General features: G+C 61.6%; 21 protein-coding genes and 1 pseudogene. 13 read left to right on the forward strand and 9 right to left on the reverse strand.

Features of this window, described 5'->3' with window-relative positions; genetic code table 11:
• The first annotated feature begins 7 nt into the window (after positions 1 to 7).
• The 4 genes and pseudogenes from B5526_RS20330 to B5526_RS39765 all read left to right on the forward strand — a co-directional run bounded on the left by B5526_RS20330 (position 8) and on the right by B5526_RS39765 (position 3,405).
• Positions 8 to 463 (forward strand): MarR family winged helix-turn-helix transcriptional regulator, encoded by a 456-nt coding sequence (locus B5526_RS20330; protein ID WP_079540948.1) that lies wholly within the window; start codon positions 8 to 10, stop codon positions 461 to 463.
• A gap of 185 nt (positions 464 to 648) precedes the next feature.
• Positions 649 to 2,847, forward strand: coding sequence for a lytic transglycosylase domain-containing protein (locus B5526_RS20335; RefSeq protein WP_079540951.1), 2,199 nt, complete (start codon positions 649 to 651; stop codon positions 2,845 to 2,847).
• A gap of 203 nt (positions 2,848 to 3,050) precedes the next feature.
• Positions 3,051 to 3,170, forward strand: a pseudogene (locus tag B5526_RS39760) (2Fe-2S iron-sulfur cluster-binding protein); the annotation flags it as partial.
• On the forward strand, positions 3,121 to 3,405 hold the full coding sequence (locus B5526_RS39765; protein WP_433994654.1) for a globin domain-containing protein: 285 nt from the start codon (positions 3,121 to 3,123) through the stop codon (positions 3,403 to 3,405). The pseudogene B5526_RS39760 and the gene B5526_RS39765, both read left to right, overlap by 50 nt.
• 66 nt (positions 3,406 to 3,471) lie before the next feature.
• Here the strand turns inward: B5526_RS39765 and B5526_RS20345 are convergent, their stop codons facing one another.
• From B5526_RS20345 to B5526_RS20355, 3 genes are read right to left on the reverse strand one after another with little or no spacing between them, the layout of a single operon-like run.
• The gene (locus tag B5526_RS20345; RefSeq protein WP_244562008.1) at positions 3,472 to 4,338 is read right to left on the reverse strand and encodes a hypothetical protein; all 867 of its coding nucleotides are present in this window, start codon (positions 4,336 to 4,338) and stop codon (positions 3,472 to 3,474) included.
• Positions 4,278 to 5,657, reverse strand: coding sequence for a vWA domain-containing protein (locus B5526_RS20350; protein WP_079540957.1), 1,380 nt, complete (start codon positions 5,655 to 5,657; stop codon positions 4,278 to 4,280). Before B5526_RS20350 ends, B5526_RS20345 begins: the two co-directional genes overlap by 61 nt.
• The gene (locus B5526_RS20355) at positions 5,657 to 6,604 is read right to left on the reverse strand and encodes an AAA family ATPase (RefSeq protein ID WP_079540959.1); all 948 of its coding nucleotides are present in this window, start codon (positions 6,602 to 6,604) and stop codon (positions 5,657 to 5,659) included. Before B5526_RS20355 ends, B5526_RS20350 begins: the two co-directional genes overlap by 1 nt.
• Before the next feature lie 183 nt (positions 6,605 to 6,787).
• On the opposite strand from B5526_RS20355, the gene upp reads away from it, so the two are divergent.
• The 3 genes from upp (at position 6,788) to B5526_RS20370 (ending at position 9,567) form a co-directional block, all read left to right on the forward strand.
• Positions 6,788 to 7,423 carry a uracil phosphoribosyltransferase gene (upp, locus tag B5526_RS20360; RefSeq protein ID WP_079540961.1) on the forward strand — a complete coding sequence of 212 codons (636 nt, stop codon included), beginning with the start codon at positions 6,788 to 6,790 and terminating at the stop codon, positions 7,421 to 7,423.
• Positions 7,424 to 7,543: 120 nt separating this feature from the next.
• A complete protein-coding gene (locus B5526_RS20365; protein ID WP_154071369.1) occupies positions 7,544 to 8,560 on the forward strand; it encodes a Gfo/Idh/MocA family protein in 1,017 nt (338 codons plus the stop codon).
• 29 nt (positions 8,561 to 8,589) lie between these two features.
• A complete protein-coding gene (locus tag B5526_RS20370; protein WP_079540965.1) occupies positions 8,590 to 9,567 on the forward strand; it encodes a Bug family tripartite tricarboxylate transporter substrate binding protein in 978 nt (325 codons plus the stop codon).
• 112 nt (positions 9,568 to 9,679) lie between these two features.
• Here B5526_RS20370 and B5526_RS20375 read toward each other — a convergent pair whose 3' ends face one another.
• A complete protein-coding gene (locus tag B5526_RS20375; RefSeq protein WP_172842072.1) occupies positions 9,680 to 11,584 on the reverse strand; it encodes an alkaline phosphatase family protein in 1,905 nt (634 codons plus the stop codon).
• Positions 11,585 to 11,908: 324 nt separating this feature from the next.
• On the opposite strand from B5526_RS20375, the gene B5526_RS20380 reads away from it, so the two are divergent.
• The 3 genes from B5526_RS20380 to B5526_RS20390 all read left to right on the forward strand — a co-directional run bounded on the left by B5526_RS20380 (position 11,909) and on the right by B5526_RS20390 (position 14,133).
• Positions 11,909 to 12,262 carry a cupin domain-containing protein gene (locus tag B5526_RS20380; RefSeq protein ID WP_079540972.1) on the forward strand — a complete coding sequence of 118 codons (354 nt, stop codon included), beginning with the start codon at positions 11,909 to 11,911 and terminating at the stop codon, positions 12,260 to 12,262.
• Positions 12,263 to 12,266: 4 nt separating this feature from the next.
• The gene (locus B5526_RS20385; RefSeq protein ID WP_079540980.1) at positions 12,267 to 13,139 is read left to right on the forward strand and encodes an aldose 1-epimerase family protein; all 873 of its coding nucleotides are present in this window, start codon (positions 12,267 to 12,269) and stop codon (positions 13,137 to 13,139) included.
• 115 nt (positions 13,140 to 13,254) lie between these two features.
• Positions 13,255 to 14,133: an MBL fold metallo-hydrolase gene (locus B5526_RS20390; protein WP_079540982.1), complete on the forward strand. Its 879-nt coding sequence runs from the start codon at positions 13,255 to 13,257 to the stop codon at positions 14,131 to 14,133.
• A 56-nt stretch (positions 14,134 to 14,189) separates the two neighbouring features.
• Here B5526_RS20390 and B5526_RS20395 read toward each other — a convergent pair whose 3' ends face one another.
• The 3 genes from B5526_RS20395 to B5526_RS20405 all read right to left on the reverse strand — a co-directional run bounded on the left by B5526_RS20395 (position 14,190) and on the right by B5526_RS20405 (position 16,399).
• On the reverse strand, positions 14,190 to 14,435 hold the full coding sequence (locus B5526_RS20395) for a hypothetical protein (RefSeq protein WP_079540985.1): 246 nt from the start codon (positions 14,433 to 14,435) through the stop codon (positions 14,190 to 14,192).
• Between the two features lie 130 nt (positions 14,436 to 14,565).
• Positions 14,566 to 15,528 carry an alpha/beta hydrolase gene (locus B5526_RS20400; RefSeq protein ID WP_079540987.1) on the reverse strand — a complete coding sequence of 321 codons (963 nt, stop codon included), beginning with the start codon at positions 15,526 to 15,528 and terminating at the stop codon, positions 14,566 to 14,568.
• A gap of 82 nt (positions 15,529 to 15,610) precedes the next feature.
• Positions 15,611 to 16,399: a 2-keto-4-pentenoate hydratase gene (locus B5526_RS20405; protein WP_079540989.1), complete on the reverse strand. Its 789-nt coding sequence runs from the start codon at positions 16,397 to 16,399 to the stop codon at positions 15,611 to 15,613.
• Between the two features lie 213 nt (positions 16,400 to 16,612).
• Between B5526_RS20405 and B5526_RS20410 the strand changes: the two genes are divergently transcribed.
• Both B5526_RS20410 and B5526_RS20415 read left to right on the forward strand, forming a co-directional pair.
• Positions 16,613 to 17,503 carry an MBL fold metallo-hydrolase gene (locus B5526_RS20410; protein WP_079540991.1) on the forward strand — a complete coding sequence of 297 codons (891 nt, stop codon included), beginning with the start codon at positions 16,613 to 16,615 and terminating at the stop codon, positions 17,501 to 17,503.
• 153 nt (positions 17,504 to 17,656) lie between these two features.
• A complete protein-coding gene (locus B5526_RS20415; RefSeq protein WP_079540993.1) occupies positions 17,657 to 19,405 on the forward strand; it encodes a flavin-containing monooxygenase in 1,749 nt (582 codons plus the stop codon).
• Positions 19,406 to 19,512: 107 nt separating this feature from the next.
• Here the strand turns inward: B5526_RS20415 and B5526_RS20420 are convergent, their stop codons facing one another.
• Positions 19,513 to 21,831: a xanthine dehydrogenase family protein molybdopterin-binding subunit gene (locus B5526_RS20420; protein WP_079540995.1), complete on the reverse strand. Its 2,319-nt coding sequence runs from the start codon at positions 21,829 to 21,831 to the stop codon at positions 19,513 to 19,515.
• A gap of 2 nt (positions 21,832 to 21,833) precedes the next feature.
• Positions 21,834 to 22,286: a (2Fe-2S)-binding protein gene (locus B5526_RS20425; RefSeq protein WP_079540998.1), complete on the reverse strand. Its 453-nt coding sequence runs from the start codon at positions 22,284 to 22,286 to the stop codon at positions 21,834 to 21,836.
• 619 nt (positions 22,287 to 22,905) lie between these two features.
• Between B5526_RS20425 and B5526_RS20430 the strand changes: the two genes are divergently transcribed.
• On the forward strand, positions 22,906 to 23,556 hold the full coding sequence (locus tag B5526_RS20430; RefSeq protein ID WP_079541000.1) for a ubiquinol-cytochrome c reductase iron-sulfur subunit: 651 nt from the start codon (positions 22,906 to 22,908) through the stop codon (positions 23,554 to 23,556).
• The last annotated feature ends 36 nt before the right edge of the window (positions 23,557 to 23,592 follow it).

Raw genomic sequence — 23,592 nt, forward strand, 5'->3', positions numbered from 1 at the left:
AACGTAAATGACCAGGAGTGTTTCGGCCAAACGGAGCTTAAAACCTGCGCGGCCCGGCTACATTCTCGACGAGCAGATCGGCTTCATCCTGCGCCAGGTGTGGCAGCGCCACGCCGCGATCTTTGCGAAGGAAATCGGAATCAATCTAACGCCGACGCAATGGGCGGCGGTTTCAAAACTCGCCGAGACCGGGCCGTGCTCGCAGAATCAGCTCGGACGGCTGACATCGATGGATGTCGCGACCATCAAGGGCGTGATCGATCGGCTCACCGCGCGTGGCCTGACCGAGACCAGCGCCGATCCCGAAGACGGCCGGCGCCTCTTGGTCAGCCTGACGCGCGCGGGCCAGCAGGTCGCCGAAAAGGCGGCGCCGAACGCGCTCGCGATCACGCGAGAAACGCTGGCGCCGCTCGACGCCAGGGAGCGCGAGACATTGATCGCACTGCTCAGCAAGCTGCGGTAAGGTAATAAGGTTAACGCCTTCGCGACAGTTTTACGTTGAGTTCCATCGCGCCGCTGCTTTTCCTTCGGATGTTGCCGAAGTGAGACAGTTGCCGCGAGCCCCTGGTGATAGGCTGCATCCAGTTCTAGCCGCACGGATCGTGCGATCTCATGACTCTTGCCGTTGGGTTCGCGGGGGATCACGGAATGAACCAACGCTTGGGGCCGCTGAGTTGCTTCGTCGCCTTGGCCGCGCTCGCCTCGTTTTCGAGTGATGCGTTAGCGCTTGCCCGCCCCAAGCAGGTTGAGCATGCCAAGAAGGCAGATGCGACGAGCAAGGCGGAACATCACCGCGGTGCCGGGCCCAAGAAAGACAAGCATGCCGAGCATGGGGCGCGGCGCAAATCGGAATCGTCTGCCAAATCATCTCCCGAGAAGGCGGAGGCGCCCCCGCTCACCGGTGACCTTGCCGCGGTAAAGAACGCGATCGATCTGGTGCGCAAGGCCAAGACTGCCGACGCGACGGCCGCGGAGAAAGCCATCGGCGATCCGGCCGCCCAAAAACTCGTCGAATGGTTCATCCTGCGACATCCGGACGGTGCCGCGAATTTCAACCGTTATGCGACCTTCCTTGCCGATAATCCGGGGTGGCCGAGCATGGGCCAGATGCGCCGGCGCGCGGAAGCGTGCCTGTGGCAGGAGCGCAGCGATGCCGCGACGGTTCATGGCTTTACCGGCGATCAGCCGGCGAGCGCCAAGGGCCGCTTCGCGCTGGCGCGGGTGCTTCTCGCAGAAGGCGACCGCGACGGCGCCGTACGCCTGGTTCGCGACACCTGGCGTTCGGAGGAATTAGCCGAACGTATCGAGGGGGAGGCGTTCGACACTTTCCGCGACCTTTTGAGCCGCGACGACCATCGTGCCCGCATGGACAAGCGCATCGGCGCCAAGGATTTTTCGACCGCCATGCGCGCCGCGCGCCGGGTCGGCGATGACGGTGTGTCGATCGTGAAGGCTTGTGCTGCGGTCATGACCAACGCTGACAAGGCGAAAGACCTGCTCAACGCCGTCGAACCCGCGGCGCGGCAGGACCTGGGCTACATGCTCTGCCGGATTCATTGGATGGTTCGCCAGGGACAGATTGCCGACGCAACGGGTCTAATGCTGGCGGTCCCCGCCGATACCATGCCGCAGCAGGACACGGACGAATGGTGGCGCGAGCGGCGGACGCTCGCGCGCAAGCTGCTCGACATGGGAAATTTCCCCGACGCTTATCAGGTGGTGCGCAATGCCGCGCTGCCGGTGGATCCGTATTACCGGGCGGATTTCCATTTCATGCCCGGCTGGATCGCGTTGCGCTATCTCAATGATCCCGCAACCGCGCGCGGGCATTTCGCCCATATTGACGATGGCGCGACCAATCCGATCGTGATCGCAAGAGCGCATTATTGGCGAGGCCGTGTCGCCGAGGCGGAAGGCAAGAACGAGGAGATGCGCGCCGAATATGAAGCCGCTGCCCGCCATGGCACGGCCTATTACGGACAGCTTGCGCGCGCCAAGCTCGGCTTCGAGAAGACCGAGCTGAGAATCCCGCCGCAACCCGATCCGGAGAGCGGTTCGCCAGTTTCGGACGAACGCGCGCGCGCCGCTGACATGCTCTATACGCTCGGCGAACGCGACGTCATCAGGAGTTTTGCCGCCGACCTCGCCGATCAGAGTGATGACATCGCTTTGCTGGCCGCGATCGGAGAACTCACTGCGCAAAGGGGCGATGCACGGGCCATGCTGGAGCTCGGCAAGGCGGCACTGGCCCGCGGTCTGGCGCTGGACCCCTATGCTTTCCCGACGATCGGGATCCCGCAGCATACTCAGATCGCCCCCGCAATTGATCGCAGCGTCATCTATTCAGTCGTTCGCACCGAAAGTGCGTTCGACCAGCGCGACAAGTCGTCGGCAAACGCGGTCGGTCTGATGCAGGTAACGCCGGAAGCAGGCCGCGATACCGCCAAGAGGTTCGGCGTCGAGTACGATTGGGATCGGATGGTCTCCGATCCCGTCTACAACACGCAGATGGGCGCCGCCGAGCTCAGCGCGCTGTTCAAGGAATATGCCGGCTCCCAGATCATGACCTTCGCCGGCTACAATGCCGGCCGGGGCCGCGTTCGGGAATGGGTGAAGCAGTTCGGCGATCCCCGCGATCCCAACGTGGATGCGGTCGACTGGGTCGAACGCATTCCGTTCTCCGAAACGCGAAACTACGTCCAGCGCGTGATGGAAAATCTCGGGGTCTATCGTGTTCGCTTTGAGCCTGGCGCGCCGGTGATGTCGAAGATCGATCAGCATGAGGAGTCCAGGCAGGAGGCGAACTCGGCGCCGCTACCCCCGAACCAAGGCTCCGGTTCCGAATAACTAGACGTTCGGCCGGATCGCGTTGATTAAGCGTTGAAGTCTCAGTGGAGATCAACGCAACGGCGAAGCATAGGTTTGGGACCTCGGCACGCCTTGATAGCTGTCAAGGATTGCCGCGATAGCGCGGCACAAGTTACGGGGCACCTTAAGTGTCTTGCCATCGAGGAAGTCGCACCGTGCCCAGAGTGACCTATTTTCAGGACATGGCGGTCGAAGCCTCCGCTGGCCAGACATTGCTTGATGTGTCCATCCGCAACAGGATGCCGCACCACCATCAATGCGGCGGACAAGCGCGCTGCACGACTTGCCGCGTCCAAATCCTGGACGGGATTTCGGAGGTCTCCGGACGCACCTCCCGCGAGCGGCCGGCGTCACCGCGATTACAACATCGATCGAGCCGATCATGAAAAGGTTCGGCATGCGCTGTTGCTGACGCTCGCGGAATTCCTGGGCGATGACTTCACGCCTGAAGTTTTCCGCGCTTGGGAAACGATATATGGCAAAATGGCTGAGACAATGATCGAGGCGGCCAGGGAACGTTCTGCGATCTCGAAGTGAAAGAGCCTCCATTTCGTGTGGCCGGCCCAAGGCCGACCCAGGAATCTCGAAACTTGCGGTCTTGCTCTACTGCGGTTCGTCGGTCGCGGGCTTTTGGCTGCTGTCCTCGGCCAGGCACCGGATGATGTAGGCCGTCAAATCTCTGGGCAGGATCTTCGCGACATCGGCCTTGTTGCGGCATTCGAGCCGCTCGTTGAGCCTGGCCCGGCGTTTTCGCTCGGTCGGCGGGCCTTGTTTGATCGTCCGTACGGTCATCGGCGACCCGTCCGATTCGAACTGCAATTCGTATTTCTTGCCGTCCTTGTCGGTTGCACTGCAGGAAATGCTGGAAACCCGCGCGGCGGCGAAGCTTCCGATCTGCTTGCACGTTCCCGCCGATAATTCGGCCGATGGCACCGGCAGGCCATCGACTTTCGGCCGGTCCTTGGAGTTCAACAGCATGTGGTCGACGGACAGTTCGTACAGATCGTCTTGTTCCCTCCGGGCATTTTCACCCGAGAACGAGATGATGTGGCTGTTGTCAGTGGGGTCGTCGAGCGCGATCGTGAAGTTTGCGCGGCCTTGCTGGCTATGGAAGTAGGCAACCGCTCGGCACGCGAAATCGCGTCCCGCGACTTTGAGGGTGCTGCACTTTCCGGTCATGTACGCGAACATGTCGATGTCCGGTTCCTGGGATTTGGTCTCGTTCGAGACGAGAATGACGGGCGGCGCGGACGTCTCCAATTGCCGCAAAATGCGGCCACCATGGTGCGGCGCGGCAACGGAGGGCGTTGCAAGCAAGATTATGGCAACGGCGAAAGTTTGCCGGCAAAGGTGCATGATAAGGCTCGGTTGATCAGACATCGGATTGCGCCGTGTACCATCAATCGGCATTATTGGTAAGCCGCTACGATGTCCGAGACCGCGCGCTCGAGCTGTTTTGCGGTTGCACACTGGCGCACCACGCTGCAGAAGGCCGAGTAGCGCGGCATCTCCGAATCACCCCAGCCCCAGGCCATCCGCCCTTCGGGATTGAGCCAGACCAGCCGCTTCGATCGCTCCGAAATGCGGCGCAGGATGTCGGCGCGCGGATCGAGGTTGTTGGTGCGGGCGTCGCCGAGCACGATCACCGTCGTCTTCGGCGTCACGGCGCGAATAAAACCCTTCTCGAAATCCGCGAGCGAGCCGCCGTAATCGGACGAGCCGAATCCGACCTTCGACATGATCTCGCGCATGGCTTCTTCCGGCGATTTGGCATCGAGGATATCGCTGACCTCGATCAGATGGCCGGAGAAAGCAAACGAGCGTACCTCATCCACCACCTCATGCAGGCTATGGATCAACAACAGGAAGAAGTCGGACACCTGTGCCACCGATCCAGAGACATCGCACAGCGCCACGATCTGCGGCCGGTCACGGTGACGGCGTTTCCAGGAGGTGAGGAAGGGAACCCCGCCCCAGGCGGCGTTACGCCGCAACGTCCGCCGGATGTCGAGATGCCCGCGTCGCTGGCGCTTGCGCGGCTTGCTGTAGCGTCCGCGCAGCCGCCGCGCGATGGCGCGGATCAAGGCTTTCATCTGCTCGACCTGCCGGCGTTCGAGGCGGGCGAGCGGCGCATTGCGCAGGATTTCATGGCGCAAATTTTCGCTTTCCTCGCGCCCGTAGAGCAAGAGCGCCTGATTGACCATGTCGCGCACGTTCTCGCGCAACGCGTCCGTTGCCGCCGCGAGCCGTTCGGCATCCGCGGGATTTGTCGCCGTCAGCGCGTCGAGGTCGTCGCGCAGCCGGGCAATGCCGAGCGCCTCGAGGATCCTGCTCGAGAAGATTCCACGCTGGGTGAAATAACGGATATCGGAAAGCGAGGCGGCATTCGCTGCATTGGCCAAGGCCGCGGCGATCGCGTTGCGGTCCCGCGACATCAGCATCTGCGCAAGCTCGCCGAGTTCAGGCGACGGCGCGCCAGGGCCGCCCGGATCGGTTGCACCGGGGCTCGAATTCGCTTGCGAGCTTTCTTGGCCGTGTTCGGCGGCATCTTCCGGCGCGGTATCCGGCTTCAGCTCCGGCTGGCTGAAGAACAGATCGAAACATTGCCCGAGCGCCTGCTTCTCGTCCTCACTCTTGGCGAGCGTCAGCAGCAGCGTGTCGCGTAAAATGCCTCGGTCGGCAAATCCGACGTCGGCCACCGCTTTCATGGCATCGATGCTTTCCGCGGGCGAAACCCGCACCCCGGCGCCGCGCGCCGCCCGGAAGAAGCGATGCAGTTCCTGGCGCATCAGCCGAACACACCCTGCCGCCCGGCTTTGGCGACAAAACTCGTGACCTGCGGCATCGTGGTCTCGATATCGGCCTCATATTTCAGGAGCACGTTGAGCGTGTCCTTGACGGTCTCATGATCGAGTTCCGACGACTGCAGGAGAACGAGCACGCGTGCCCAGTCGATGGTCTCGCTGACCGAGGGCAACTTCTTCAAATCGAGCGCGCGGACCTGGTTGATGAAGCCGACGATCTGCTTGCGTAAGCTTTGCGAAATGCCGGGAACGCGGCTTTCAACGATGCGCTCCTCGAGCTTCTGCTCGGGGAATCCGATATGCAGATGCAGGCACCGTCGCTTGAGCGCGTCGGAAAGATCGCGCTCGCCGTTGGAGGTCAATATCACGGTGGGCTTCACCACCGCCACGACGGTTCCGAGCTCGGGGATGCTGACCTGGTAATCCGACAGGATTTCCAATAGCAGCGATTCGAATTCGGCGTCAGACTTGTCGATCTCGTCGACCAGCAGCACGCAGCCCTGCGGCTGTTCCAGCGCCTGCAGCAGTGGGCGCGGCTCGACGAATTCCTTGGAGAAAAATACGTCGCCGAAATCGTGCAGCCTGTCGAGCGCCGCGGATAATGTTTCGGCGCCGCCGAGCACTTCGCCGAGCTTGTCCTTCAGGATCTGGGTGTAGAGCAATTGTTTGGCATACTTCCACTCATACAGCGCCTTGGCCTCGTCGAGTCCCTCATAGCATTGCATGCGGATCATCTTGAGCCCGCGCCAGGCCGCCAGCGCCTTTGCCAGTTCGGTCTTGCCGACGCCGGCCGGACCTTCCACCAGGATCGGTTTCTCGATCCGCTCGGCGAGATATACCGCGGTCGCGATCTGCTGGCTCGCGATATAGCCGGCGGACGCGAGGCCCGCTGTGACGGTCTCGATCGAGGCCGTGGGAAGGGTGTTGTCCATCGCTGTTTCACGCTCCATGTGACACCGCTTTTAGAGCACAGAGACGCCGGTCGCGAGGGTATTTTGGGCTGTGGGCGTCGCCCGCCACGCGCGCCCGGGGTGGATCATTCTATCCCCGTTTTGGCGTTTTCGACCGCGGTCTCGATCTGGCGAAACGGCCGGGAAGCGTGTAGAGCCATTGATATGACCACAAAAAACGTAAATCTTGTCAGCCATCCCCTGGTTCAGCACAAACTCTCGCTGATGCGGGAGAAGGATCGCTCGATCAAGGGTTTTCGGGAGCTTCTCAACGAAATCGGGATGCTGCTCTGCTATGAGGTCACCCGCGACCTGCCGCTGGAGATGGTCGACATCGAGACGCCGCTTCAGCCGATGAAGGCGCCCCAGATCGCAGGTAAGAAGCTTACGTTCGCGCCGATATTGCGCGCCGGCGTCGGCTTTCTCGACGGCATGCTCGCGCTCGTTCCGTCGGCGCGTGTCGCGCATATCGGCCTTTATCGCGACCCCGAGACGTTGCAAGCGGTCGAGTATTACTTCAAGGCCCCGCATGATCTGTCGGATCGCACGGTGGTCATGATGGATCCCATGCTTGCGACGGGAAATTCGGCATGCGCCGCGGCCTCCCTTCTCAAGGCGCGCGGCGCCCGCGATATCAGGTTCGTCTGCCTGCTTGCCGCGCCTGAAGGCATTGCGCACTTCCAGAAGGAACATTCCGACGTTCCGATCTGGACGGCCGCCGTCGACGAAAGGCTGAATGATCACGGTTATATCTTGCCCGGCCTCGGCGATGCCGGAGACAGAATGTTCGGCACCAAGTGAAATGAAAACGGCTTGATGGCGGCGGCAGGCTAGCGCACAATCCACCCAATCCTTGCGGATCGCCAAGATTGCCGTCGGGTCAATCGGGGTGAGCAGCAAAATAACAGGCGAGCGAATGTCGTGAGTAGTAGTCCTCTGCACGTAGGCTGCATCGGGATGGGATGGTGGTCCGATGTTCTGGCCGACGCCATCCAGCGCTCGGGCAAGCTTGAGATTCTGAGCTGCTACACCCGCTCCGAGGAAAAGCGCAAAACCTTCGCCGCAAAATACCGCTGCCGCACGGCTGTGAGCTATGAGGCGATGCTCGCCGATCCCGAGATCGAGGCGATCATCAACACCACCCCGAACGATGTGCACCTGGCGACCACCAGCGCCGCGGCGGCGGCGGGTAAACACGTCTTTCTCGACAAGCCGATCGCCAACACCGTCTCGGACGGCCGCGCCATCACCGAGGCCTGTCGCAAGGCCGGCGTGGTCCTGGCGCTGGGCTATCAGCGGCGCCGCGAAAACCATTTTCGCTGGATCAGGCAGCAGATCGACAACGGTCTGTTCGGCAAGCTCGTCAACGCCGAGGCCAATATCAGCCGCGACCGCTTCGGCAAGATCGATCTCACTTCGTGGCGCTACCAGGCCGCCGGAATGCCCGGCGGCGTGATGCTGCAGATCGGCATCCACTATATCGACGTCCTGGAATATCTGATCGGGCCGGTCCGCGCGGTGCGCGGGCAATTGGCGCAACTGGTGCTGCCCGGCGACAATCCGGATGTCGCGAGCCTTATGCTGGAGCACGACAACGGCGCGCTCTCCACCTTGAACGCGAGCTACGCCTCGGCATCCGAATATTACCTGATGAACATCTACGGCCGGGACGCCACCGCCTATTACGATTTGCATAATGGGCTCCGCCTCCTCAAGCGCGGCGAAACCACGCCGGTGGCGATACCGTGCGCAAAGAACGACACGCTGGTCGAGGAACTGGAGGAGTTCGCTGCCGCAGCGCGCGGGCAGGGCGAGCACGAAGTCGGCGGCGACTACGCGACGCGATCGCTCGCGGTGGTGCGCGCCGGCATTTTGTCGGCACGCGAGGGACGCCGGGTCGAGGTCGCCGAGACATTGGACAGCGACCGGAACTTGTGAACCCGCAAGTGCACGGACAGGGGCGCGTCATGAAACCGAATGTCTGGGGTTCTATCGTCCTCGCGTTTGTGTTGGTCGCCGGCGCCGTGCCGGCCCGTGCGCAGGACTATCCGTCGCGGCCGATCACCGTGATCGTGCCGTTCCCGGCGGGAGGCGCGAGCGATGTGGTGGCGCGCATCGTCACCAACCAGATGTCGAAGAACCTCGGGCAATCCATCATTATCGAGAATATCGGTGGCGCCGGCGGCACCATCGGCAGCGCGCGGGTCGCGGCCGCCGCGCCTGACGGCTACACCCTGCTGGCGGCGGCGATGGGCTCGCATGTGGCGGCGCCAGTGCTGACGCCGAATCTCAAATACGATCCGGTCTCGGATTTCGCGCCGATCGGCCTCACCGCGCATTCGCCGGCCGTCGTGATCGCGCGCAAGGATTTTCCGGCCAAGGACCTGAAGGAGTTCGTGGCCGTGCTCCGGCAACAGGGTAGCGCGGTGAAAGAGGCCCATGGCGGCATCGGCGCGTCCTCGCACATGGCGTGTCTTCTGTTCACTGCCGAGATCGGCGCCAAGCCGACGCTCGTTGCCTATCGCGGCTCCGGTCCGGCGTTGAACGATCTGATGGGCGGCCATGTCGACTTCCTGTGCGAGCAGTCGGTCAGCGTGGCGGAGCAGGTTCTGGCGGGCTCGGTCAAGGCCTACGCCGTCTCCGCCACCGAGCGCCTCGCCAACCTGCCGGATGTGCCGACCGCAAAAGAAGCAGGCGTCAACTATCAAATGAGCGTCTGGTCCGGGCTGTTCGCGCCCAAGGGCGTTCCGCCCGAGGTAATCGCGAGGCTTGCCGACGCCCTCGACAAGGCACTCGATGAGCCGACGGTGCGCGAAAGACTGACCCAGCTCGGTGGCTCGGTACCGGCCAAGGCGGAGCGCAACCCGGCCGCGTTCGACCGTTTCGTCCGCTCCGAAATCGCGCGCTGGGCGCCGATTCTCGCGGCGAGCCGGGCGGAGCAATAGCGCGACTGAAGGCACTGGCAACGCCGCATCTAAATGATTCCGGCTCAAAAAAGGGGCCGGCAGCAAACCCGCCGGCCCCAATCTCGCTTGGCTTATTCACTTCGAGCGACTATCAATTCCGGTCGCCGCCCCGATCGTGATCATGCCCGTGATCGTGATCGCCGAAATCGAACAGATCGAACAGGTCTCCGATCGCCGGCATGTTGACGGGAACATAGGGATTCTCATCGTCGGCGTGCGGATTAGGCAGATTATCGCGGCTGCGCTCGGTGAGCTTGCCGAGATGCCAGTTCCGTTCGACGAATTTCACAAAGGACGAATGTTCATTGTAGACGTGGCTGATGTGGCCGCCGCGCGAGAACGGCGAAACGGCGATCATCGGAATCCGCGGCCCGGTGCCGAAGAAGTCGACCGGCTGGATGAAGCCGGAGTCGTAATATCCGCCACCCTCGTCCACCGTGACGAAGATCGCCGTGCTTTCCCATAGCTCCTTGTTGCTCTGGGCGAGCTCGATGATGTTCTTGGCGAACGCCTCGAACAGATCGAATTTTGACGATGCCGGATGGCCGTCCATCGCGCCGTCCGGTTTGACGTAGGACACCGCCGGCAACGTGCCGTTCTTGAGATCGGTGAATAAATCGGTCACGTCACGCATATGGTCGGCGCGCATCGCCGGATAGTTCAGTTTATATTCAAACGGATTGCAGATGTCGCAATAGATCCCGTCGAGCGGCGCGCCGGTGCCGGAAACGTTGTAGCTGCCGCCATAATACTTCCACGGGATGTTCTTCGCACTCAAGAGATCGCCGATGCTGGTCATGGTGACGGTCGGAACGGAACCGGCTCCGCTTGGCGTGCCTTGCGGCGTCCAGGCCGGGCCGACGTTCACCGCGGGGTAAAAGTGACCCGCGTCGCATTTGGGCTGCACGGTGTAAGGCAACTTGCCGAGATAATCCAGGATCGGCTTGACGCCCGGCTGCGTCGGATCGGAGCAATTGAACCACGTTTTGCGCGCGGTGTATTGGTTGAGCGTATTGGGCAGCGGATCGGGATTGTAGATGGTGTTAGTCGGCGGCGTCGCCGCATTGCCGTGGCCGTCGCCGAAGAATACCTGATCGGCGTAGCCGAGCGGCATGCTGTCAGCCCAGGTCCCGCCCATCACAGGCTGATGATAATTGTCGCTCATGGTGTAATTGTCGGCGAGGAATTTCAAAAAGGGCACATCGCCTTTCTGCATATTGAAAAACGCCATGGTCTGCCCGGTGTCGTGCGGCGTGCCGCCGGGCGGCGTCGCAAACGTCGTGGTGATGGCCGATTGCAGATCATGGAGGCAACCCGTCGGATTGCGTCGCGTGACGTGTTCGCTGTCGATCGCGCAATCCACCTGCTGGTACATCTGGAAGAACTGGTGGATGGTGTCGCCGGTATAGGCGTCATAGGGCATGGTCGGGCCGGTCATCTGGAATGGCCCGGGCGGCAGCGTGTTGACATTGGTGATGCGGGTATCCGGGCCAAAAGCGTTTGGCAGACCCGTGCCGCCGGTTCCAAACAGGAATTGTTCGGAAGCTGGCAGTCCGGGATCGCCGCCAGGTATCTGGAGAATTGGAGCGCCCGTCGCATTTTTCACGCCGCCGAGGTCGGGCGCGGGCAGCACCGTATATAGTGACTTATTGGCCGATCCGGCGCTGATGAAAAACTTTCCGCCATTCGGCGCAGATGTGATCTGGAACTGGTGCGCCCGGTCGAAATTTTCGTTGGGCGAACCGTCCGCCTTGATGATGTGTTCCGACAGCAGGTTCCGGACCCGCTCATCGTCCGACTTCGGCACATAAGTGGCGAACAGGTGATCGAAGCTGCGGTTTTCACCGACGATGATGATGACATGCTTGATCGGCGACGCGGTGTCCATGTGATCACGATCGGGTCCGTCCTCCGCACGAACGCCTTGCGAAAGCGCAAGGGCCGCAAGCGAAACGCCGAGCAGGCCAAACCTGCGCGTCAGCGCTATTTTTTTCATAGCTTTCTCCTGTTGGATTTTTGGAAATCGAAGCAACAGGCGCGTTGTTATTCCGCGACCATGACGCGCATTTTCCGGTTGCATGACAGATCGAACGCATTCGCAAGACAGCGGCGTTCCCGCGTGACAAACATGTGGAAAGATTTTTCTGGGAGCCGGGGAATATTCGCCCGTTTGTCATGAAGCCGAACAAGCCGGTTCCGCGCGCGTTTGCGAGCTATCAAGATCGCGCAAATCGAGGAAGGAGCCTGTTTCGGCGCGGGGCCCGATTGAAGGACGCGAGATCGTCGCGTAAATTGTTGCGCGACGAAATCGGAGCCGGCCATGAGCGATGCGATTGATTTGTCAGAGAAGTTGTCGAAATTTTCCGACCACTGGTCGCCGCGAACCGTCGCGCAGTTCAACGATTGCGATGTCATGGTCGTGAAAGTCCAAGGCGAATTCGTCTGGCACAAGCACGATGACACCGATGACTTTTTTCTGGTTCTCAACGGCGTGCTGGATATTCAGCTTCGAGATCGAACGGTCACGCTTTCGCCGGGGCAAATGTACATCGTGCCAAAAGGCGTCGAGCATCGTCCCGTCGCCAAGGACGAGGTGCATTTGTTGCTGATTGAGCCGACCGGGACGCCCAACACGGGCGATCCCGCAACCGCCGCCCCGCGCAAGACGGCCTGAACGCATGACCGAACAACGCCATACGCTTCGAAGCGAGGCGATCACCGCAACCATCGCGGCGCATGGCGCGGAATTATGTTCCCTGCAGAACGCGCAAGGGCTTGAACTGTTGTGGCAGGCCGGCGCGGCATGGCCGCGTCATGCACCGCTGCTGTTCCCTATCGTCGGCCGGCTCAAGAACGACCAGCTGCAACATCGGGGTAAGGTCTATCCGATGACCCAGCATGGTTTCGCGCGCGATCTTCGCTTCGACTGGGCGGAGCGCGGGCCAACATCCTGCACGCTCACGCTGACCGATGATGCGGCGACCCGCTCGCGCTATCCTTTTCCGTTTCGGCTGGCGGTCACTTACTCGGTGAACAAGGCCGAGCTGCAGGTGGTGCTCGAGATCACCAATACCGGCGACGAAATGCTGCCGGCCTCGATGGGCGCCCATCCGGCGTTCAACTGGCCGCTGCTGCCGGGATTGGCGAAAGAGGCTTACGAGCTCACGTTTTCCAGCAACGAGCGGTCACCCATTCGGCGGTTGAAAGACGGTCTCCTGAAGGCGGAACCGGAGCCAACTCCCGTTCGAGGCAAAATCCTCTCCCTTTCAGAAAAGCTGTTCGCCGAGGACGCGGTCATCCTGGATCGACCCGCGAGCCATTCGGTTCGCTACGCGGCTGCGCGCGGCCCCTCGATCGAGATTCATTGGGAAGGATTTCGTGAGCTCGGAATCTGGTCGAAGCCCGCGGGAGCAGCTTTTCTGTGCATCGAGCCATGGCATGGGCTTGCGAGTCCTTTGACGTTCGATGGCGAGTTTGCCGACAAGCCCGGCGTGATGCATATCTCCCCTGCCGCAAAACGATCTCTCAATTATCGAATCCGTATCGGCTAAGGCCGCCTGCCGGGCATTTCACCTTCTGCGCAAATGCGGAAGGCCTGCCCTCAACTTGAACCGCCCGTGGCCTCCGGTTACGCTCGCCCCCAACAAAATCCCCGGGGGAAACCAAATGAAGCAGCTCAGGATCGGCGACATCACCATCGACGCGGTGATCGAACGCGAGGGCCCATGGCGTCGGCCGCAGGATTTCTTCCCGGCCTATTACGACGAGGCGACCTTCAAGCGCCATCTGCCCTCGATGGAGCCGGAGGTGTTCGACACGGCGCTCGGCATGATGGTGATCACCTACCAGACGTTTGTGGTACGGACGCCACGCTACACCATTCTGGTCGACACCTGCACCGGCGAGGACAAGGGTCATCCGCCGCCGTTCGATTTTCCCGGCAAGGAACGCTGGCGCAACGAGCTGTTCGCGCTCGGCATCGGCTACGACAAGATCGACTACGTGTTCTGCACCCATCTCCATATCGACCATACCGGCTGGAACACGTCGCTGCGCGATGGCCGCTGGGTGCCGACCTTCCCGAATGCAAAGTATATCTTTCACAAGAAGGAATATGCGGTCTGGGAAGCCGAGCACGCCAAGGGCAACGATCCGCCCGGCACGGTATTCCGCGACAATTGCCTGCCGATCGTAGAAGCCGGCCAGGCGCTGCTGGTCGATGACGATTACGCGCTCGACGACACCATCACGCTGACGCCGACGCCGGGGCACTCGCCCTGCCATTGCTGCGTCAATATCTTCTCCCGTGGCCGGCGCGCGGTGGTCACCGGCGACATGATGCACCACATCATCCAGTGCCGCGAGCCGGATTGGTCGCCGCGGGTCGACTGGGATGGCAAGCAGGCGGCAGTGTCACGCCGGAAGTTCTTATCCTCCGTCGCCGACACCGATACGCTGATTCTGCCGATTCATTTTCCGACGCCGACCGCGGGTCTGGTCATCGCGGACGGCGATCGTTTCAACTACCGCTTCAGGCGCGATTGAGCGCTCTTCTCCCTCTCCCCGCTGTTCGCGGCGAGAGGGTTGGGGTGAGGGGCCGCTTACGCGCCCTTTTCGCACTTCGTCATGAAGCTGGTCTTGGCGGCGCCGGCCAGTGGCTTGCCATCCGAACCGACGGCCTTGGTCGCGCAGGTATCGGTCATGCACTTCTTCATGAAGGAGGTCTTCGCCGCGCCGGCGAGAGGCTTGCCGTCCTTGCCGACGGCTTTGCTTTCACAGGTTTCCTGCGCGGCGGCGGAGCCGATCGCAAACGCGGTGAGGATTGCAACCAAGAAAATCCGTTTCATTGTGGGTCTCTCCCTAAGCTTTGGACAGCGCCCGGATTGGACCTTGGAATCCCGGCGCGATCAAGCTCCCAAACCGGACTTAGCCGATAAAATGCCCGCTTCATGGGCTCGCACTCGGCGAGTATGGCGTTCAAGTACCCCGCTCCAGCATCGCCCTAAAATCGGCGCGGGCGCGTTGCGCCTCGGCCTTCGCGGTTTGCGAGGCTTCGCCGAGCCCGAAATAGCCGTGGATCAGGCCGGCGCCCGGATGGTACTTGGTCGCGACGCCGGCGGCGGCCATCGCGTCGGCATAGGCCTTGCCCTCGTCGCGCAGGGGATCGAACCACGCCGTGCAGACGACCGCGGGCGCCAGCCCGGCGAGATTTTTCGCGCGCAATGGCGAGACGCGCCAGTCGGTGCCGTGCGCGGCGTCCTCAAGATAATGGCCGGCGAACCATTCCATCACCGCGCGCGAGAGGAAGTAGCCCTCGGCGTTCTCGTGGCGCGAGGGAAAGCGCGCGTTCTCGCTCTTGTCCGCATAATTTCCGGCGACATCGGTGACGGGATAGACCAGGAGCTGCGCGGCGAGGGGTATGCCGGCGTCGCGACAGGCGATCGCGACTGTAGCCGCCAGATTGCCGCCGGCGCTGTCGCCGGCGACGCCAACGCGCGATGTGTCGCCGCCGAATTCGGCGATGCGGGAGATCACGTCGCGCATCGCGGCGAAAGCGTCCTCGAAGGCGCCTGGAAAGCGCGTCTCCGGCGGACGCCGGTAGTCGACCGAGATGACGACGGAACCGGTCTCGATCGCCAGCAGGCGCGCCTGCCGGTCATGGGTTTCGAGATCGCCGGCGACCCAGCCGCCGCCATGGAAAAACACCACCGTCGGCGATGGTTCGCGGGCGACGCGGTAGAGGCGCGCGGCAAGCGGTCCGGCTGCGCCCTTCACCTTGATATCCTCCACGCTCGCGACAGGCGGCGGCGGAATGGCGGCGCGGGCCGCGGCGAGCGCGCGCAGCGCATCGCGCGCGCTCTGCGGCGTCATCGTCAAGGGATCGCGCAGCGGCAAAAGCGGAATGATCTGGGCGACGACGGGATCGAGCGGAATGGTCATGCGGTCTCCCAGCCCTGGAATTCGCGCCAGCATAGAGTCGGCGTGCGGAGGCGGCAATTATCCCGTCCCCCGGTTGGCATTTTCATCTTCTTACACTCACCTCGACAGCGCCGATTTCCGCCAGCTCGAAACGATACGCCGCGTCTTCCTCCGGAAATACGGTCTTCATGACGCTTCCGGTCATCACGACCTGGCCCGCTTTCAGCGTCTCGCCCCGCGAGGCCAGCTGCGTTGCAAGCCAGGCAACCGAATTGAAGGGATGCCCGAGGATGTCGCGTCCGTGCCCTTCGCCGATCGCAATTCGGTCTTTCGCTGCACGGCCGAGGACGTCCTTCAGGTCAGGCCACTTGGTCGCGAATTCGGACAGCACGATGCCGCCGTTCCAGGAATTGTCGGCAACAAGCGAACGAACATCGAGGTTTGAATAGTCCGCGTTTCGGTCATCCACGATTTCGATCGCCGCGCAAACCCCATCGATGTGAGGCTGGATCGCCTCGCCGGTATACGGCGTGCCCGTCACCGGGACATCCGATTTGACACGGACGGCAATTTCAAATTCCAGACCGAGCCGCCCGAAATCCGCAATCCGCACGGCCGCGCCCGATCGATGCACCCGATTTGCCAGCACGACACCGGCGATAGGATGGTCGATCCCGCAAAACACCTGCATGGTCGCCGACGTGAGCCCGACCTTATAGCCGATAGTATCGCCGTGTCGGCCACGGAGAAGCGCGACGTATTTCTCCTGGATATCGTAGGCATCGGAGATCGTACCGGGTCCGTCTGGCGGCACCAGCGTCTTGAACCGCACATTGTCCCTGTGTTCGGCGAGCAGCTTTTCGGCTGCGCGCCGGGCCGCGATTTCCTCCATGGGTCTTCTCCCTTTTTTCAAATCATAACGCGCCGTGAGCCTGGGTCAAACGACGGCGCCGCCGCGCGGATCCTTCGCGGCAGCAAGAAATAGGCATCTGTCCGCAAATTCGTGTTTATTCCGCTCCGGCCAACGAAAAATTCTGATTGAGCGCCACCGGCTTTTCACCGACTCTTTCGTCGCGCGAGCACCGGATTGTCAGTGGAGGCCAATATGAAAGCTTTGAATGCCATCATCACCCTTGCGATTTTTCTGATCGGGGCGGGCACCGCGGCGGCGCAAAACGCACCGCCGGTTTCGACGAAAAAGGTCGACGGCACCGACAACGTCTATGTCTTCCGCTATGGCGGCCATCAGTCGATGTTCATCGTGACATCGCAGGGCGTCATCGCCACGGATCCGATTTCGTATTTGCGCCCGGCAAAGCCCTATATCGACGCCATCAAGGCCGTCACCGACAAGCCGATCAAATACGTCATCTACAGCCATCATCACTATGATCACATCGCCGGTGGCCAGCCGTTCAAGGATCTCGGCGCGACCTTCATCGCGCATCGGCGCGCAAAAGAACGCCTGCTCGAATTGAAGAAGCAGAACGCGCTTATCGCCGACATCGTGATGCCCGATCAGGTGGTCGACGACAAGAAGACAATAAAACTCGGCGACACCACGCTCGAACTGATCTATGTCGGCCGCAACCATTCGGACAATTCCCTGGTGATGCGGCTGCCGAAGGAAAAACTGGTGTTCGTCGTCGACTTCGCGCCGATCGAGACGATCCAGTTCCGCAATATCCCGGACAATGCCTCGCCGCTGGAATATATCGCCTCGCTGAAAAAGCTTGCCGCGCTCGATTGGGACCGGCTGATCCCCGGCCATCCCTATGCCGGCGGACGCTACGGCACCAAAAAGGATGTCGAGGACGACATCGCCTACATGGAGGATCTGTCGGCGGAAGTGAAAAAGGCCGCAGACGCGGGAAAATGCTTCGACACCGCGATGAAGGAGGTCAAGCTGCCGAAATACGAGAAATGGGCGAACTATGAAACCGGCCTGTCCGCCAATGTCGAGCGCTTCTGCTATTGGTGGGGACGGGGGTATTGATCGGCGCGCAGCCAGTCGCATGGGGATGGGGTACGCGGCATCTGCGAAGATCGGGCATGCACTGGCCGGGTACCGTTGCCGCGGATATCACAATGGACTTCTCGGCCAATCCGGCTACCCTCGCAGGGTGATCGAGGAAAAACGGCAGCAATCATGATTGCCGACACCACTGCACGACGGGAGCGCCCTACTGAAACGGCAACGGTCTTGGACGCCGTTGTCGTCGGCGCCGGCTTTGCCGGCATGTACATGCTGCATCGCCTGCGTGGGCTTGGCCTTTCGGCGCGGGTTTTTGAGGCCGGCGGTGGCGTCGGCGGCACCTGGTATTGGAACCGTTATCCGGGGGCGCGTTGCGACGTCGAGAGCATGCAGTATTCGTTCTCGTTCTCGGAGGAGTTAGACCAGGAGTGGAACTGGTCCGAGAAGTACGCGCCGCAGCCTGAAATCCTCTCCTATGCCAACCATGTTGCCGATCGCTTCGATCTGCGCCGGGATATCGTGTTTGATACGCGAGTTATTGCGTCCACCTTCGACGAAGCCGCCAAAGGTTGGCTGATCGAGACTGATCGCGGCGACAGGGTTTTTGCAAAATTCTGTATCTTGGCCGTCGGCTGCTTGTCGGCGCCGAACCGTCCGAACTTCAGGGGCCTCGAAGATTTTCGCGGGAAAATCTATCACACCGGTGAATGGCCGCATCAGGGCGTCGACTTCCGCGGGCTGCGTGTTGGCGTCATCGGCACCGGCTCCTCGGCGATCCAGTCGATCCCGATTATCGCGCGGCAAGCCGCGACGCTTACGGTTTTTCAGCGTACGGCGACCTGGTCCGTGCCGGCCTGGAACGAGAAGCTGACGCCGGAATATCTGCAGTCGGCCAAGGCCGATTATCCGGCGCTCCGGGCCAAGGCGCGTGCACGCCCGACCGGCTTCTATTTTCCGTTCAACACGCAGCCGGCGCTGGAAGCGGCCCCGGACGACCGCGAGCAGCAGTATGAGGAAGCCTGGGCCCGCGGCGGCTTGCCGTTTCTCGGCTCCTACGGGGATCTTCTGTTCGAGAAAGCCGCCAATGACACCATCGCCGACTTCGCCCGCCGCAAAATCCGCGGCATCGTGAAGGATCCGGCCACGGCCGATCTGCTCTGTCCGGACAACGTCTTCGGCTGCAAGCGCCTCTGCGTCGATACCGGCTATTTCGAGACCTACAATTTGCCGCACGTAAAGCTGGTCGACGTATCCAGGATGCCGATCGAACGCTTCACCGCCGACGGCATCGAGGTCGATGGTGTCGAATACAGACTGGATGCCGTGGTCAGCGCGACCGGCTTTGCCGCAATGACCGGGTCGTTCGACAAGATCAGGATCACGGGCCGCGACGGCCTGACGCTTTCCGAGAAATGGCGCGCCGGGCCTCGTGCCTATCTCGGGATCGCATCGGCGGGCTTTCCCAATTTGTTCATGATCACCGGTCCTGGCAGCCCATCGGTGCTGGCAAGCATGATCCAGGCGATCGAGCAGCACGTCGATTGGCTGGCGGACTGCATGGGCCACATGCGGGATATCGGTGCGACGTCGATCGAACCGCTCGCGGAAGATGAGGATGCCTGGGTCGAGCACGTCAACGAGGTATCGAAGGTCTCGCTGCGATCGACTTGCAGCTCCTGGTATGTCGGCGCCAACATACCCGGCCGGCCGCGCGTCTTCATGCCGTATATCGGTGGCTTCCCGATCTATGTGCAGAAATGCAACGAGGTCATGACCGGCGGCTTCAGTGGCTTTGTCCTGGAGGGTGCGCCGGTCGGCAACGCAGCACCCGAGGTGCGCTATACCGAACGGTGGCGTGTCCCTCTCGATATCGATGTCATCTCACCGGCGGCTGTCGCCGCCCGGCGTGTGCCGGTGGTCTGACCTCAAGGCGCGCAACCATAAAAGCGCGCGAGCCCGAAATCCATGACCGCGATCGCCGTCATGGATTCCAGGCCCGCGCGCGTCCCCCCTCGTCTAACGTTCCCCGTCTACGTCTCGAGCTGCTTGCCGATCGGCAGCGTCCGAATGCGTTTCCCGGTCGCTGCGAAGATCGCGTTGATCAATGCGGGCGCGAATGGAGGCACGCCCGGCTCACCGACGCCGCTCGGCGGCACGTCCGGATTGGCCGGCACGATGTGGACGTTGGTGACCAGCGGAGCCTCGTCCATCCGGATCACGGGGAAGTCGTCGAAATTCCCCTGCTGTACCTTGCCGTCCTTGAAGGTGATCTCGCCATATTTGGCGAGAGAGAGCCCCATGATCGCGGCGCCCTCGATCTGCGACTGGATCCGCTCCGGATTGACGAACGTTCCGCAATCGATCGCGGTGTCCACTTGGGGAACGGTGAGCTTGCCCTTATCGTCGACCGCTACCTCGACGATGGTCGCGATATAACTGACAAAGCTGCGATGCACGGCAATGCCGAGCCCGTGTCCTTTGGGCACAGTCCGTTTCCAATTACCCTTGTCCGCGACGTACTCCACCACATGGCGGAGACGCGCGGTATCGATCGGATAGCTGTCGTAGGGCTCGCCATAGTTCCACAGGTCTTTGACCGAATCGAGCTTGACGATCCGCGGCGAGCCGATCAGCTCCAACAGCATATCCTTCTGATCGCGCTTGGTGGCTTGGGCGATCTCGCCCACCATCGACTGCACCGCAAAGGCATGCGGGATATTCGACACCGAGCGGAACCAGCCGATGCGGGTATGCGCGGCGGCTTCCGGATTCTCGCATTGGATGTTGGCAATCTCGAACGGCATGTCGACAAGCCCCATGCCCATTTCGAAAGGCGCCTCATGCGCCGCACCGGCGGCGAATGTCGAGGCGATGCTGGGGGCGACGCTGCGGTGTCGCCAGGCCACCACCTTGCCGCTCTTGTCGAGGCCGGCTTCGATGCGCTCCGCCGAGACGGTGTGCAGGAAACCGTGGCGAACGTCATCCTCCCGCGTCCATTGCACTTTCACCGGCGCGCCCAGCGCCTTTGAAAGCAATGCCGCCTCGAGCGCATAGTCGCATTTCGATTTGCGCCCGAACCCGCCGCCGAGCAGCGTGACGTTGACGGTCACGTTGTCCTCGGGGATACCGAGGGTCTTGGCGACGTCTTCCCGCGTTCCGCCGGCACTTTGCACCGGCGCCCAGATCTCGGCCTTGCCGTCCTTGACGTCGGCAACCGCAACCGGCGGTTCCATGCTGACATGGGCGAGATGCGGCAAATAATATTCGCCGACAATCACCTTGTCGGCGGCTTTCAGGGCGGCGTCCACGTCGCCCTCCTTGCGCACGACCAGGCCCGGCTTGCGCGCGGCCTCCTCGAGTTGGGTCCGATAAGCGGCCGATTCATATTTGGCGTTGGCGCCGTCGTCCCAGACGATCTTCAGTGCGTCACGCCCCTTGATGGCCGCGCCGGTGTTGCGCGCGATCACCGCCACGCCGCCAAGTGGCTGGAATTTCGATGGCCACGGCCAACCCTGCACTTCCATCACCTTCTCGACGCCCGAGACCTTCATCGCATCGGCTGAATCGAATGATTTCAACTTGCCGCCGGTCACCGGCGGCCGCGCGATCACGGCATATTTCATCCCGGGAAGCCGGACATCGCCGCCATATTGCGCGGCACCGACGGTAATATCGCGAAGGTCGACAATGCTCACCTGGCCCTTGCCGAGATAACGGAAGTCCTTCGGATCTTTCAGCTTCAGGCCATCAGCACTCGGCACCGGTTCCTTCGCCGCATCGGCCGCCAGGTCGCCGAACCCAATCCGGCGGCTGCTTGCGGAATGAACCACCTCGTGATTGACCGCCTTGACCTCGGCGACCGGCACGCCCCAGCGTTTGGCGGCGGCGGCTTCGAGCATGGCACGCGCCGACGCGCCGATCTGGCGCATCGGGATCAAATAGTGCCGCGTGCTGCGCGATCCGTCGGTATCCTGGTTGCCGTATTTGACCTCGTTGCCAGGCGCCTGCTCCACTTTTACGCGCGACCAATCGGCTTCCATTTCCTCGGCGACGATCAGCGGCAGGCTGGTCCGAACGCCGGTTCCCATCTCGGCACGATGCGCCACGATCGTCACCGTGCCGTCGTTCGCGATGGCGACGAAGACGCGTGGGTCGACCACGGTGCCGTGCGGCATCTTTGCCGCGCCGGTCTGGTACGCTGCAAAAGCCTGGCGTGACATCAAAGGCGCTGCCAGCACCAGCCCTCCGGCGATGCCGAGACCCCTGAGAACGCTGCGCCGCGAGATTTTTTCGACTTTGATGTTGCGCTCAAAGCCGCGAAGCTTTTCGGAATTTGTGATGATATTCATGATCAGACCCCCGTCGAAGCGAGATTGACCGCGTTTTCGATGCGTTGGTAAGCGCCGCAGCGGCAGATATTGCCCGCCATCGTTTCGCGTATCTGATCGTGCGTGGGTTTTGGATTTTCCATCAGCAGTGCCGCGGCCTGCATGATCTGGCCGGCCTGGCAATAGCCGCATTGCGGAACATTCATCTGGCGCCAGGCCTTCTGAACGGCGTGATCCCCGGTGGGATGCAGGCCTTCGATGGTTGTGACCTGTCGGCCGACCACATCGGAAACCGACGTGATGCAGGCGCGCACGGCCTGCTTATCCACGATCACGGTGCACGCGCCGCACAGCGCCTGGCCGCAGCCGAATTTCGTGCCCGTCAATCCGGCTTCGTCACGGAGAAACCAGAGTAACGAGAGATCCGGGTCGCCATCCCAGTTTTTTTCCTGGCCGTTAATCATCAGCTTGATCATGATTTAGTCCTCGCTCTTCATAAGCTGCCAATGTTTGTTTCGGCGTGAACGAGAACATATTTCCCAACCGCTCAACGCCGTCGCTCCATGGTTTCTTGCATGGTCCTAAGGGAAACCGACCTCGCTGTGTCGGTGGCATCTCCTGTTTGCTTTTGCTTTGTTCGTTGGATCCCGCTTTGGCGAGATGGAGATTGTCGGAAAGAGGCTACCAGAAGAAGACAGGCGGATCGCCATCACAAGGCGTTGTCTTTGCATTGTTGTCTTGCATTTGTGTCCGAATGTTTGGCCAAAGCTGGGCCTACGAACACGTTGCATTTGGTCAGCAGCCCTTACGCAGTGGCTTGCGCCGCCGGAGACATCTTGCACAAATTTCTGTCGAGCTCATTCGCAATTTGAGTCGCATTGGCGATAACGCGGCGCACAAATTTGAATACGGCTGAGCTGTTCTGCGAAATGCGCATGGTGCGATATTTTTTTGCTTGTGATCAGATGAAGGCGCACGGGCTGCAAGCTTTCACTGGAATCGCGATTGCCGATCCGGGTAGAAAGGCATATTGCTCGGAGCAACGAAGCTGTCTGTCGCCTTGTTTTTGGCCGAGTCTGCCGTTCAGTTTGCGCCATGTCCGAAACCGATCACAGCGCCACACCATCCGTCGAAGATACAGGCGTGGAACTCGGCATGTGCCCGTGTTCGGATCCGACGCGGCGCAAGCTGATCTTGACGGCTCTCGCCACCGGAGCTTGTTTAGCGTCGCGCAAATCTGCTTTTGGCGAGGATAAACCGGGCAGCGATGAGCGACCCCAACAGGCGGATGTTCTGGTCTTCTCGGAAGGGGAACATGCGGGCGAAGTCATCAAGCCGCAGGATCTGGAGCTCGGCGGGCCGCCGGTGCACGCCTGGCCGAAGGACTCAAAAACCTCGGTTGTCCGCGATGGCTCGCGGTTGAACGAGATCTTGGTGATAAAACTGGATCCGGCCGAGCTTGACGACGATACGCGCTCACGCGCTCCCGACGGCATCCTTGCCTATTCGGCAATCTGTACGCATGCGGGGTGTCCCGTTACGGCCTGGGTCAAAGGGGACAGTGGCGACAAGGACGTGTTTAAATGCTTTTGCCACAATTCCGAATTTGATCCGCGGCAAAGCGCGCAAGTCGTATTTGGGCCGGCGCCCCGGCGTCTGGCGGCACTTCCGTTGTCGGCAGCCGAAGGCTCGCTGACAGTCGTTGCAACATTTGTCGGAAAGGTAGGTGCCCCGCAAGCAGGATAGAGGCAGCCTGCATCGATTGCTTAGACATAAAATAGT

This window comes from Bradyrhizobium lablabi (genome assembly GCF_900141755.1).
GTDB classification, from domain to species: domain Bacteria; phylum Pseudomonadota; class Alphaproteobacteria; order Rhizobiales; family Xanthobacteraceae; genus Bradyrhizobium; species Bradyrhizobium lablabi_A.